This is a genomic window from Nonomuraea composti, from assembly GCF_012034275.1.
Taxonomy (GTDB): domain Bacteria; phylum Actinomycetota; class Actinomycetes; order Streptosporangiales; family Streptosporangiaceae; genus Nonomuraea; species Nonomuraea composti.
This window is the reverse complement of record NZ_JAATEP010000017.1, coordinates 35,391-48,032: the sequence shown is the minus strand read 5'-3', so window position 1 is coordinate 48,032 and position 12,642 is coordinate 35,391. Positions and strand designations below refer to the sequence as shown.

Annotated in this window: 11 protein-coding genes; 8 read left to right on the top strand and 3 right to left on the bottom strand. The window is 69.6% G+C overall.

Going from position 1 to position 12,642, the window contains the following annotated elements; all coding sequences use genetic code 11:
• Positions 1 to 130: 130 nt before the first annotated feature.
• Positions 131 to 955, top strand: a complete 825-nt coding sequence (locus HCN51_RS24065; protein ID WP_168011726.1) for a class I SAM-dependent methyltransferase — start codon at positions 131 to 133, stop codon at positions 953 to 955.
• Positions 956 to 1,337: 382 nt separating this feature from the next.
• On the opposite strand, the gene HCN51_RS24060 is transcribed toward HCN51_RS24065, so the two are convergent.
• Entirely contained in the window at positions 1,338 to 2,684 is a 1,347-nt protein-coding gene (locus HCN51_RS24060; protein WP_240973206.1) for an MATE family efflux transporter, read from the bottom strand.
• A 215-nt stretch (positions 2,685 to 2,899) separates the two neighbouring features.
• Here HCN51_RS24060 and HCN51_RS24055 point away from each other — a divergent pair, with 215 nt between their 5' ends.
• The 3 genes from HCN51_RS24055 to HCN51_RS24045 all read left to right on the top strand — a co-directional run bounded on the left by HCN51_RS24055 (position 2,900) and on the right by HCN51_RS24045 (position 5,857).
• Positions 2,900 to 3,676 (top strand): methyltransferase domain-containing protein, encoded by a 777-nt coding sequence (locus HCN51_RS24055; protein ID WP_168011724.1) that lies wholly within the window; start codon positions 2,900 to 2,902, stop codon positions 3,674 to 3,676.
• 412 nt (positions 3,677 to 4,088) lie between these two features.
• Positions 4,089 to 4,823 carry a phosphotransferase enzyme family protein gene (locus HCN51_RS24050; RefSeq protein ID WP_168011723.1) on the top strand — a complete coding sequence of 245 codons (735 nt, stop codon included), beginning with the start codon at positions 4,089 to 4,091 and terminating at the stop codon, positions 4,821 to 4,823.
• Between the two features lie 731 nt (positions 4,824 to 5,554).
• Complete coding sequence (locus tag HCN51_RS24045; RefSeq protein WP_168011722.1) at positions 5,555 to 5,857, top strand: hypothetical protein; 303 nt, start codon at positions 5,555 to 5,557, stop codon at positions 5,855 to 5,857.
• On the opposite strand, the gene HCN51_RS63025 is transcribed toward HCN51_RS24045, so the two are convergent.
• Both HCN51_RS63025 and HCN51_RS24035 read right to left on the bottom strand, forming a co-directional pair.
• Positions 5,858 to 6,310 carry a DUF6966 domain-containing protein gene (locus HCN51_RS63025; protein ID WP_428981548.1) on the bottom strand — a complete coding sequence of 151 codons (453 nt, stop codon included), beginning with the start codon at positions 6,308 to 6,310 and terminating at the stop codon, positions 5,858 to 5,860. It abuts the gene before it with no gap.
• Between the two features lie 593 nt (positions 6,311 to 6,903).
• A complete protein-coding gene (locus HCN51_RS24035; RefSeq protein WP_346433766.1) occupies positions 6,904 to 7,584 on the bottom strand; it encodes a FadR/GntR family transcriptional regulator in 681 nt (226 codons plus the stop codon).
• A gap of 144 nt (positions 7,585 to 7,728) precedes the next feature.
• Here HCN51_RS24035 and HCN51_RS24030 point away from each other — a divergent pair, with 144 nt between their 5' ends.
• The 4 genes from HCN51_RS24030 to HCN51_RS24015 all read left to right on the top strand — a co-directional run bounded on the left by HCN51_RS24030 (position 7,729) and on the right by HCN51_RS24015 (position 12,615).
• Positions 7,729 to 9,102, top strand: a complete 1,374-nt coding sequence (locus tag HCN51_RS24030) for an amidohydrolase family protein (RefSeq protein WP_168011720.1) — start codon at positions 7,729 to 7,731, stop codon at positions 9,100 to 9,102.
• Positions 9,103 to 9,121: 19 nt separating this feature from the next.
• The gene (locus HCN51_RS24025; RefSeq protein ID WP_168011719.1) at positions 9,122 to 10,078 is read left to right on the top strand and encodes a cyclase family protein; all 957 of its coding nucleotides are present in this window, start codon (positions 9,122 to 9,124) and stop codon (positions 10,076 to 10,078) included.
• 141 nt (positions 10,079 to 10,219) lie between these two features.
• Positions 10,220 to 11,791: a bifunctional 3-(3-hydroxy-phenyl)propionate/3-hydroxycinnamic acid hydroxylase gene (locus HCN51_RS24020; protein WP_168011718.1), complete on the top strand. Its 1,572-nt coding sequence runs from the start codon at positions 10,220 to 10,222 to the stop codon at positions 11,789 to 11,791.
• Positions 11,788 to 12,615, top strand: coding sequence for an alpha/beta hydrolase fold domain-containing protein (locus HCN51_RS24015; RefSeq protein WP_168011717.1), 828 nt, complete (start codon positions 11,788 to 11,790; stop codon positions 12,613 to 12,615). Before HCN51_RS24020 ends, HCN51_RS24015 begins: the two co-directional genes overlap by 4 nt.
• The last annotated feature ends 27 nt before the right edge of the window (positions 12,616 to 12,642 follow it).

Sequence of the window (12,642 nt, the reverse complement as noted above, 5' to 3'; positions counted from 1 at the left end):
TCGAGGATAACGTGGGCCCGCGCCCCGGGTGCTCCTCCGCGAGAATGACCCGGCACGCGGCACCCGTTGCGCGGCAATTCCTGCTGTACGCCGAAGAGAACGTCGTGCGGGCCCGGCTAGGTTCGTCGGCATGAGCCTGAGCGACATCGGGAAAGACTGGACCGAGCTGGGAAAGAATGACCCGCTGTGGGCCGTTCTCACCGAGCCGGGAAGACGCCACGGCAAATGGTCCGACGCGGAATTCATGGCCACCGGAATCATCCAGGTGAACGACGACCTGGACTGGCTCGAAAGGCACGGGATATCCGTTCCGCGCGGGCGGGCACTCGACTTCGGCTGCGGCGCCGGGCGACTGACGAACGCGCTGGCCAAGCATTTCCCGGAGGTCGTCGGGGTGGACATCGCCGAGCCCATGCTGCGGGAGGCGCGCCGCCTGGATCGCAGCGGCGGCCGGGTGCGCTTCGTGCACAGAGCGGCGCCCGATCTGGCCTGCTGCGAGAATGACAGTTTCGACCTGGTTTATACGGATCGGGTGCTGCAACACCTTCCGCCGGACCTGGCGCGTGGATATCTGCGGGAACTGCTCCGGGTCGCCCGGCCTGGCGGAGCGGTCGTGGTGGGCATTCCCGACCGGGCGAAACATCCACTGGTGGGGTTGGGGGCGCGAATGATTCCGCCATCAGTTCTGCGTTTCGTTCAGCGTAGGGTGCTGCGTTATCCCGCTCCGATGCGTATGCATCCGATGCCCCGGCACGACATCGCGGCCGTCGCGGCCGCGCACGGCGGATCACTGCGCGGCACCAAACAGTACGGTCGTGACCCCATATGGCGGCACGTCAGGCACGTCATCCTGATGGGCGGCGGCGTGGAAACGGGTCTCCTTTCCGCCGCGTCCGCGCCCGCCGCAGCGCCGGCGCGTCCTCCTGGGCGACGCCGGCCGGTGACGCAGCCGTAGAGCGTGCGGCGAGGGCCAGGTGCTCGGCCTCACAGGAGCACGCAGCCCCGCGATCTCCCTGCCGGACGCCCGCCGCTCGCGCAGGGCGAGCCACGCTCCGAGGTGGAACCGCGCGTTGACGGCGAACTGCCGCCGGAACGCGGTGGCCCGCACTACCCAGGCACGGTGCGCGTCCTGCCGCACGGCGCGCCACGAGACGGCCGGCACCAGCAGCATGAGCGGGATGCGGTAGGCGGCGAACATGCTCGTGGTCTCCGGCCCGAAGTGGCGAGTGTCCCAAGAGGGGAAGCCGGGCAGTTCCTCCAGCGTGTGCAGGACGTAGACGCCGAACGGCTCCCGCAGCTCAGCACCGGCTGGCCGCCGGCTCGGTGCCGCAGGAGTTCTACACGGCTGCCTGAGCGGCGCCGCCCCTGACCGACAGTTGTCGTACGTGCCGTACGGCGACGAGCGGCACCGTCACACCGATCAGGTTGCAGTACGCCACCGCGGCGTAGAAGCCGTCCGCGCTGCCGGCGGCGTGTGCGGCCGCCGCGCCGACCGCGACGATCAGGCCGAAGTAGATGGCGTTGAGCGTGATGGCCCGGAAGCCGCCGCCGGTCTCCTCCATGACGGTCAGCGAGGCGAGCACGGGCCCCTGGACGGCGTAGGTGAGCGCCACGGCGCCCAGGTAACCGCCCGCCGCCGCGGCCACCCCGGCGTCGCCGCCTATCAGCCGCGCCACCACGTCATGCAGCGACCACACCAGCACCGCGATCACCACGTAGGTCGCGACGGTGACCTCGATGCCGCCGCGCATCGACGTACGGATCCGTCCCCATTCGCCCGCGCCGCGTTGCTGGTTGATGGTGATCGCCGTGGCCGTGCCCAGGACCATGCCCGGCAGCAGCACCAGGCCCTGGAGGGTGGACACGACGGTGAACCCGGCCACGGCGTCCTGCCCGTACTTTCCGAGGACGGTGATGACCGCGAAGTTGTAGGCGGAGAGCACGAGAAAGGACATGGCGATCGGTACGCCGATGCGGCGCAGGTCGGTGACCACCTCGCGCCGCCAGACCCGTACGGCCGGCGGATGCCACAGCTCGGTGCGGCGCAGCAGCACCACACCCATGGCCAGGCCGATCACGCCCGCTGCCGCCTCGGCGACGGGCACCGCCGCGATCCCGGCGCCGGCCCCGAGCCCGAGGCCGGCCACGACACCGATCCGCACGCCCGCCGTACAGATGACCAGCGCGGTGGCCTGCCGCACATACCCGTAGCCGCGCAGGCTGGACGCGCACAGCTCCACCCCGACCGCCAGCAGGCCGGCGGCGCTCGTCCAGCGCAGGAAGGAGGCGACGGTGTCGCGCAGCCCGGCGTCCACATGGAGGAGCCCAGGCACAAAGGGGGCCGCGACCGCGAGGACCAGGCACAGGGCCGCGCCGAGCCCGAGCCATACCCGGGCCAGGCTGGCGGCGTTCGACAGGACGTCCTGGGGCCGTCCGGCCCCCTTGCTGATGGCGGCGGCGACCTGGTTGCAGACCGCGAAACCCACACCCAGAGCAAGGACGATGAGGCTGACCGGCTGATACAGGGAACGCACATAAACAGCCTCGCCTCCCATGCGCCCCAGAATGGCGACAATTCCGAGCTGGGCGGCGAAATTAAGGGACTCGGCCGCAAAAAGAGGAATAGCGAGGCCGGAGACGGCCCGCCACACCCCGCTCCTTTTATGCGCGGCAAAGGAAAACATGCGAACCTCCGGGGACGCAACGGGCTCGGCACGCCAATTGACTGTGGGACCATAGCGAAATTTCTCAAGGAATGTCCACAGGGGGATGAAGCCCCGCGCAATCTCGATCGGCATCGGGACCTTCACCTCGGATACACCGCCCTCAGAACCCGATCTACACAGGATCTCGACGTCTCTTTCTCAAGAGCTGCATCTGCGTGTGATGGGCTGTCGGCATGATCGACAACGACTCTCGTTCTCGTCCGGACCCGATCGCCTACCTCGACCACGTCGCCGCCGGCACAGCAGGCCGGGACTACAAGCAGCAGGTCCTGGAATTGATGGATCTCCACCGGGGGCAGACCGTGCTCGACCTCGGTTGCGGACCGGGGACCGACCTGGCGGCGATGGCCACCGCCGTCGCCCCGGCGGGCCAGGTCATCGGGGTGGACCGGGACCCCCTGATGGTCGCCGAGGCCCGCGCCCGTCTGGCAGGACGACCCTCGGTCGAGATCCGCTCGGGAGACGTCCATGCGCTGCCGCTGGACGATGGGAGCGTCGATCGGGCACGCACCGACCGGGTGCTCCAGCATGTGGCGGATCCGACGCGGGTACTGGCGGAGTTGCGCCGGGTGGCCCGCCCTGGAGCGCGGATCGTCATGGCCGAACCCGACTGGGAGGGGCTGCTGATCGACTCCCCGCAACCGGCCATGAGCCGGGGACTGGTCCGGTTCCTGACCACGGAGATCATCCGCAACCCGGCCATCGGCCGCGGCCTGGCCCGGCTGTGCCGGGAGGCAGGACTGGTGGTGCGGTCGGTGATCACGGCCGCGCCCGTGTTCCGCGACTTCACGACCGCCGACCACCTCTTCGGGCTCCGCCGCAACGTCGCCCGGGCCATCGACGCCGGCTACCTCACGCAGGACGCCGAAGAATGGATCGACGACCTCAGCTCTCAGCCATTCCTGGCCTCGGCCTTGTTGTTCTTGGTGGTGGCCGAGATTCCTGGATGATGGGCCATCGGCTTATCAGCCAGCACCATGCTGTGCTGGGCGCCGTGCTGGCGATCAGGGCCGCTCTCTGGAGCCGTAAAAAGAAGGCTCAGGAAGAGACGCCCTCGTTAACAAGTCGGCGCCCGCTTGCCGGTGCGATTCGAGCCGCACCCGCTCGGCGCCGACCGTCAGGCTCCGGCGAGGGCGACTTGCCCGTTCCAGGGCGCGGCGGGCGTCAGTGACACGTGGGCTTACTTCAGCGGCCCCACAATTCTCAGGAGCGGCCCATGACGGGCGCCTAATCAATCGCGGGGTGAGCGGGTTTTGCTGCCGCGATGATACTACTCAGCTTCCTGTTATGAGGATTGACGCTACGCCAGGCCTCTACTGCGGACGGGCGGAGACGATGTGGAAACCCCGTAAGATCTCGTCAATGGGGTGGGAAGCACTGGCGCAGTGGGGTGACGACGTCGCCCGTATCGAACCGCTCACGGGCGGAGTAGCCAACGACGTGTGGAGCGTGCGCATCGACGGGCACCGTGCCGTCGGTCGTCTCGGCACCAGGAGCGACGCCGATCTCGCATGGGAGACCGACCTCCTCGTGTACCTCGACCGTGCGGGCATGACCGTGCCGGTGCCGATCCCGACCAAGGACGGCCGGCTCTTCGCCGACGGCCTGGTGGTGATGACCTACGTGGAGGGCGGGCCACCCGAGTCGCAGGCCGACTGGCGTCGTGTGGCCGACACGCTCCGCGAGCTGCACCGGTTGACGCGGGGCTGGCCGCAGCGCCCAGGGTGGCGATCGTCGACCGACCTCCTGCACGCCGACACCGGGACCAGGATCGACCTCGGCGCGATGCCCGCGGAGGGCGTTGCCCGGTGCCGGGCAGCGTGGGCGCGACTGTCCGGACGTCCGACCTGCGTCGTGCACGGCAACCCCAACAATCCCGGCAACGTCCGCATGACCGCGGACCAGGTCGCGCTGATCGACTGGGACGAGTCGCACGTCGACGTCCCCGACCTCGACCTCGTGCTGCCCGGCAACGCCGCCGGCCTCGACGACGCCGCGCACGACATCGCCGCTCAAGCCTCGGCCGCCTGGGAAGCCGCCGTCTGCTGGGACGACGACTACTCGGTCAAGCGACTCGCCGAGGTTCGCGCCGTCTGAGCACGCATGCGCCGAATGGCTGAGATGCTCCCACCGCGCAAGTGGACGTTCCGGGCGGACGACGTCGCATGCCCTCGCCTCTTGGGCCGATAAGCCCGCTGACACCTCTGCGCGATACTTCACCGAGGGCGAGCGGTGGTCCGGTAGCCGACCGTCCCCGTCATGACACGGAACTGCGACAGTCGTCGACGCATTCGCACCCTCCCCTGGGAACGCAGGGCTATCCGAGGAATGCCCATTGTTCGCGGAGATGCGTCTTCGTGAAGAGGCGGCGCGGCCATGCGCCGATGAAACTTTCATCAATGCCGGTGTGCGCTGGTCGAACCGACCATTCCAGAACGTGCACGTCCGACCGAAAAGGTGCGGCATAGCGCCCAGAAGTTCGCCAAGCACGGACGCGGCGACAATGGCCTTTTTAAGCTCTCGCTTCTGCGCAGAGTTCGGAATATGGACCAGAATAAATCCCGCCCCCTCCGAGCCCGAAAGCTCACCGCAGAAAGGGCCTTGTCACAACCGTTGACAGCGGTTCCCGGCAACGATCAAAGTATGCATGCTTGTCAAGCACTCGAGGGCGACTCAGCAGCGCAGTCAAATGTCCGAGCCGGTCGGTATTCGGGCCGGCCGACCCGAGGTGAGCGGAGGCAACGGCCGACAGCTTCTCGTGACAAATGGTCAATACTGCCGCTGCATTCGTATGGATCGACCAAATACCCTTCCCTGTAAGGAGAAGCATGCGAAACGTCACGTTGCTCCGCCGATTCGGCCTCGTCTCAGCGCTGGCGGTCGGCCTGGCAACCGCGCCGGCGGTCGCGCACGCCGACGGCTACGACACTCCCCGCAGCGCCACTGCTGTGGGGGCGGGCAACACCTACGCGGAAGGGGTGGCGGCGGCCGAACGCCGGGCCCGGCAGGCCGTCCTCGCGGTCGGCCACGACTGCACCCCGGGGACCTATTACACTTCCGGCGTCTACAGCTCTCCGGGTGGCGGCACCTGGGTCTTCCAGTCCACACACGAGGCGATGTGCGTGGACTGATCACGTTCCAGCAGATCGGCCTCCGCCGGCGTTGCCGGGGCGCTGCAGCGGAGGCCGTTCCACGGCAGGCGAATACGGCCAGCCTGGCGACTGCCTCACACATCCCCGGCGCGCACCGGTGAGGGTACGAGCCCGCACGCTCCCGAGACGCGCTGGCCGCGGCGTGACGGCGCCGCAGACATAGGCTTGATGGACGTGTGCACCGAATGAAGCTCCATGAGGCGCGTCAGCGCAGCTCGTCCCAAGCGACCCACGCATCAGAACCAGGTCCGCGAAGCTGCCCATGCCGCCGGAGAGTCTGAGGATGCCACGAACCGCGTACTGGAGCAGTTCGGGCGAGCCACGATCTCGGGCCTCCTCGACCTCCAGGAGGTGGCGCCGCAAGGCGTCGGCCCACCCGGTCTCGCCGACGCGGTCGAGCAACTCGATCAGGGCGACCAGCGCAGTGTGCATGCGGTCTTCCTCTAGCGGAGCGGCCATGAGTCCAGCACCTCTACGGCTGGCACACCTGAGGGGATCGATCTTGGCGGCGGTGACCGGGTTCAGGACATCGTCCCCGCCCTGTACGCCGTAGGGGGCCAGTCCCAAGGGGTCGGCGCCGGTGGACAGGGTGCTCAGGTCGCTGCCCCACAAGGTGGCGGGTGCGTGGCCGAGCAGGACACCGTCTCCTGAGGCGCCGCCGTCTCCTGTTCCTGCGGAAGCCAGGCTCTGCCGGGCGTCCATGGACGTGAATTCCGCATGGTGCCGGCCTCTCGTACCGTCGCTTCAGCGACCCGTTCGACGAGGTGGCGATGCCGCCCGGCTCGACTTTGAGCTGGAGCTCGTGGTCGGCGGCTGCTGCGTCGTGAACGGCTGGTCAGCCCGCGGCGGGCTCGGGCCCTCAAAGGGCGAGGGCTTCGCTACCACGATCGGCCCCTGGGGGGTCACACCAGACGAACGGGAGAGTCTGCGGGACGACGTCGTCGAGCTGGCCGTGGAGGGGGATCGGCGCCATCCGCGATCGGGTGGTGGCCTGGCAGGAGGACGTTCCGGCCCTCCCGGCGGCGTCAGGAGGGAGCGTGATGCCGTTCGACAGCCCTCATGGTCCGTTCGACATCCCCCGCGATGATCGCGTCCACCAGTTCGGCGTGCACGTCCAGGCGCAGGCGGAGATAGTCGGCGTCGCGGCCGTCGTCGGGGTCGGCGTGCTCCGACAGGTCGGTGATGAAGCGCGTCATGCTCAGGTAGACGGCTCTGGCCAGATGGTTGGGGCTGATCTCGGCGATGCGCTCGTGCAGGGCCCAGTTGGCTCGCATGAAGCGATCGGTGCTGGTCATCGCGCGTTTGAGGCCGGTCAGGTGCTTGCGCAGGTCGGAGATGTCCTGCCGGCTCCGGTGCTGGGCCGCGTCCGCCGCGATCAAGGGCTCCAGGGCCTCGCGCACGGCGATGGCGTCGGCCACGGTGGTGGGCATCTTCCGTACGGTGAGCAGGGTGTGCCGGAGCCGCACGATCGGGTTGGGCTGGGCCACGAACAGGCCGCCGCCGCGACCTGGCCGGATCTCGACACTGCCGCGATCGTTGAGCAGCCGGGCGGCTTCGCTGATGGTCGCCCGTCCGTAACCGGACCGGTCGCGGAACTCGTCCATGGTGCCGATCAGATCGCCGGGGCCGAGGCCTCGTTCGACGATCATCGACTCGATGTCGGCGGCCAGCGCCTCGGCGCGCGTCAGGGGTTCGGCGTTAACCACCCGAATAGTTCTAGCAGATTCCTAGCGAATCCGGCAGTCGGCCAGGTACGCTCCGCCGGAGACATAACACCCTAAACATCCGGGTGGTTAAATCGGGAGGCCGGCGTTCTGGCCTGCGACTTCGTTCGCACCAAGGAGGTTACGATGAAGCGTGTGCTCGTCAAGGGCGGCACCGTGCTCACCATGGAACCCGGCGACCGGCCGCGCCTGGCCGACGTGCTGATAGAGGACGACGTGATCGCCGCGGTGGAGCCGGGGATACAGGCCGACGCCGACGTGATCGACGCGACCGGGACCATCGTGCTGCCCGGGCTCGTGGACACGCACCGGCACGTCTGGCAGGCCGGGCTGCGCGGGCTCACCGGGGACTCGGTGCTCAAGGACTATTTCCGCAGTATCAGGTTCCAGGCCTCCGCGGTGTACCGGCCGGAGGACATCCGGGTGGGCAACCTGGCGGGCATGCTGGAGGCCATCGACGCCGGAGTCACCACGGTGCTGGACTTCTGCCACGCGGTCAGCACGGCCGAGCACGCGGACGCCGCGATCGAGGGCAGCCTGGAGTCCGGCATCCGCACGCAGTTCGCCCTCGGCTTCAGCGACGTGCCCGGCCAGGACGCGTCGCTGGCGAGCGCCGAGGGCCGGCTCGCGCTGGCGGCGAGACTGCGTGAAGGGCGGCTGGCCTCGGACGACGCGCTGGTCACGCTCGGGATCGCGCTGTCGGACCTGCCCGAGGTCGGCATCGACCGCATCCGGACGGAGCTGACGGGCGCGCGGCGGCTCGGCGTGCGCAGCACCACCAACGGCCTGGCGATCCTGTTCCACGAGCCGGTGGACGATCTGGCCGTCTTCGACGAGGCCGGGCTCCTCGGCCCCGACCTGGTGTGGGTGCATCTCAACTACGCCACCGCCGAGCAGTTGCGCATGGTGGCCGACTCCGGCGGCTCCGTGGCGACCTGCACCGAGGCCGAGATGGCCATGGGCATGGGCCGCCCGGCCACCGAGCGGGTGCTGGCGGCCGGCGGGCACTGCACGTTCGGCTGCGACGTCACGACGTCCGTCTCCGGCAACCTGCTCCAGCAGGCCCGCACCGCGATGCAGGTGGGACGCCTGCTCGCCGCCGATGAGGGCATGGCCGCCGGACGGGCCCCCGAGTCGGTGCCGCCGTCGTGCGAGACGATGCTCAAGGCCGCCACCATCTGGGGCGCCGAGGCGCTGGGCCAGTCCGCGCGCATCGGCAGCCTGCGGGCGGGCAAGCAGGCCGACGTGATCCTCGTGCGCGCCGACGCGGTGAACACCGCGCCGGTGCACGACCCGTACGCCACCGTGATCACCCAGGCGCATCCCGGCAACATCGACACCGTCATCATCGCGGGCCGGGTCCGCAAGCGCGCCGGCGCGCTGACGGCCGGGTGGGGGCCGGTGCGCGAGGCGCTGGAGAAGTCCAAGGAGTACGTGGCGGCGACCGTGGAGAAGAACGGCGGCTTCTTCCCCGACCCTCCGCTGTACCTGCCCTGGTAGTGCGAAAGGACCTTCGTTCATGACGGAACTTCCCGACTACGACGACCTGCCGCCGGCACCGGACGGAGGCCGCAGCGCCTGGGGGCTGTTCGGCGAGCAGGACCAGCTCGGCCTGGTCAACCTGCTGACCCCGGAACGGGTCGCCGCCGCCGCCAAGCTGGTACGCAAGGGGGCGAGCTTCCCGCTGGACGCGCCCCTCGGCATGTTCTCCCCGCCGCTCAACAGCAACAGGGGCAACCCCCGCCACCATGTCATCGCCCAGCCGGGCGGCATCGGCTTCGACGACGTGTGGGACAACGTCTACCCGCAGGCCGGCAGCCAGTGGGACTCCCTGGCGCACATCGGCTACAGCCGTCAGGTGTACTACAACGGCGCCACCTCGGACGACATCGTCTCCGGCCGCCGCAACACGATCGACCGCTGGGCAGAACACGGCATGACCGGCCGGGGCGTCCTGCTCGACATGCCCGCCGCGATGCGGGCCCTGGGCCGTCCCTACGATCCCGGCACCACCGTCGAGTTCGGCCCGGAGGAGCTGGAGGTGGCCCGGCGGATGGCCGGCGTCGACTACCGGACCGGCGACATCCTGCTGCTCCATACCGGCTTCACCGGCTGGTACGCCGACCAGCCGGACGACGTGCGCAAGCGGCTCCCGCGGGAGCTGCGCGCGCCTGGCCTGGCGCACTCGGAGGAGGTGTGCCGCTACCTGTGGAACGCCCACTGCGCGGCCGTCGCCTCCGACACCTTCGCGGTCGAGGCCTGGCCCGCGGACACCAGCCCGCAGGCGGCGCCGTTCGGTTTCATCCATCAGATGCTCATCGGCAGCTTCGGCATGGCCCTGGGCGAGCTGTGGTGGCTGCGGGACCTGGCCGAGGACTGCGCGGGCGACGGCGTGTACGAGGGGATGCTCGTCAGCGTGCCTGCCCGCGCGCCCGGCGGGATCGCTTCGGCCCCTAACGCGACTTTCCTGAAATAGGACGTAACACGCTCTTGACCCGCAGGTCACCGGCGGGCCACACTCACTTAAAACACCCGAACCTTTAGATGGTTTTCGGGCATCGGGGGGCTTGCGGCTTCTCGTCCGGCGCCCGGCGCGCCGCATCATTTGGGAGACATCGTGCCTGATATCTACGACGTAGCGATCGTCGGTTACGGGCCTGCGGGCGAGGTGGCGGCCGCCACGCTCGGCGCGGCCGGCCACCGAGTGGTGGTGTTCGAGCGGCACAGGGAGCTGTATCCGCTGCCGCGCATGGTCACCTTCGACGGTGAGGCCTGCCGCACCGTGCAGGCCACCGGCTCCTCCGTCGACAAGGCGCTCAGCACCGCCGTGCGGCTGGACGCGTGCCACTTCGGCGACGCCGCCGCCGAGCCCCTGCTCAGCATCGACTGGAGCGGCAGCCAGTGCGGCTTCCCCGCGCACTCCTCGATCTTCCAGCCGGACGTCGAGGCGGTCGTGCGGGAGAAGGTCGACACGATGCCCAACGTCGAGGTCAATCGCGGCACCGAGGTTTTCGGCCTGACGCAGCATGACGACTTCGTCGAGCTCACGGTGCGTCCCAAGAAGTCGACCGACCCGGCCGAGCAGCGGACGGTCCGGGCCCGTTACGTCATCGGCGCGGACGGGACAGGCAGCTTCGTGCGGGAGGCGGCCGGCATCACCATGCGCGACTACGGGCTGCACGAGCGCTGGCTCAACTTCGACATGAACAAGCTCGGCGACCTGCCCGAGCGGTTCGACCGCCTCATCATGATCATGGACCCGAAGCGGCCGCACATGTACATGCCGCTCGGCACCACCCGCCAGCGCTTCGAGATCCGCCTGCACGACCACGAGGACGAGGCGGCGATGTACGACCCGCAGGTGGCCTGGGACTTCCTGCGCGAGGAGCACGGCCTCGGCGAGCAGCACATGTCGATCTGCCGCCAGGTCGTCTACCACTTCTACACGCGGGTGGCCGAGCGGTGGCGCACCGGCCGGGTCTTCATCGCCGGCGACGCCGCCCACACCATGACCCCTTACATGGGCCAGGGCGGTTGCTCGGCCATCCGCGACGGCCGCAACATCGGCTGGAAGCTGTCGCTGGTGCTGTCCGGCGCCGCGGGCGAGGACCTGCTGGACGCCTACCAGGCCGAGCGCGAGCCGCACGTGTCCGCGATCGTGTTCGCCAGCGACGCGCTGTCGCGCCTGGTCAACATCGTGGACGAGGACGAGGCGGCGCAGCGCAACCACGCCATGCGCAACAACCTCAGCCCGCCCCCGCCGCCGTTCCCCAAGCTGGAGCACGGTGTCCTGCACCGCGAGCCCGACGGCTCGATCGCCGCGGTCACCGGCTCGCTGTCCCCGCAGGGCCGCCTGCGCAAGGGCGAGGTGGAGGGACGCGGTGACGACCTGCTCGGCCACGGGTTCCAGCTCATCTCCCGCCACGCCCCGCAGCTCACCGCGGCGCAGCTGCACACGCTGGAGACGATCGGCTGTTCCATCGCCGTCCTGGAGGACCCGGCCGACCCCCACGCGGTCACCGACCTCGACGGCGTCTACAGCCGCTTCCTCAAGGACCACCACGCCTACGCCTACATCACCCGCCCGGACTGGTACGTCTTCGGCGTCGCGCTGCACTCCGGCCTCCCCTCGCTGGTGGATGAACTGGCCGCCCGGCTTCACCTGAACAACGAAAGGCAACCCGCGTGACGAACGTGCGCACGGAGCCCGACATCGAGTACGCCAACGCGGACGGCGTCCCTCTCGCGCTCGACCTCTACGTGCCCGAAACGGACGGCCCGGCGCCGGTCGTGCTCTACCTGCACGGCGGCGGCTGGCAGGTGGGCGACAAGCGCGACGGCGCCACCGAAAGGCTGGAGCGGCTGGCCTCCTACGGCGTCGCCGTCGCCTCCGCCAATTACCGCTTCGCGACTCAGGCGACCTACCCGGCGCAGGTGCACGACGTGAAGGCCGCCGTGCGCTGGCTGCGCGCCAACGGCGCACAGCACGGCCTCGCCGCCGAGAAGGTCGGCGCCTGGGGCGCGTCCGCCGGCGCCTACCTGGCCAGCATGGCCGGCCTGACGGCCAGGAACGCCGACCTGGAGGGCTCGGTCGGCGACCACCTCGACCAGCCCAGCCACGTGGACGCGGTCGTCCACTGGTTCGGCCAGAGCGATCTGCTGGCCAACTCGCGCCGCACCTGGCTGGAGAAGGAGATCCTCAACCCGCCGTTCGAAGGCCCGCTGCTCGGCCTCGGCGAGGTGTCCGAGAATCCCGCCGCGGCCCGCGTCGCGAGCCCGCTCACCTGGGTCAGCGCCGACGCGCCGCCGTTCCTGATCGCCCACGGCGACCGGGACCGGGTCACCCTCGCCTCCGAGAGCCTGGCCCTGCATGACGCCCTCGTCCGCGCCGGAGCGGAATCCACGATGATCCTGCTCGGCGGCGCCGGGCACGAGGGCGAGGAGTTCGATCGCCCCGACCACCTGCGGCTCACCGCGGCGTTCCTGCTCAGCCACCTCGGCGGCACCGCCTGACTCCGCTCCTCCGCCCGCGACCCACAG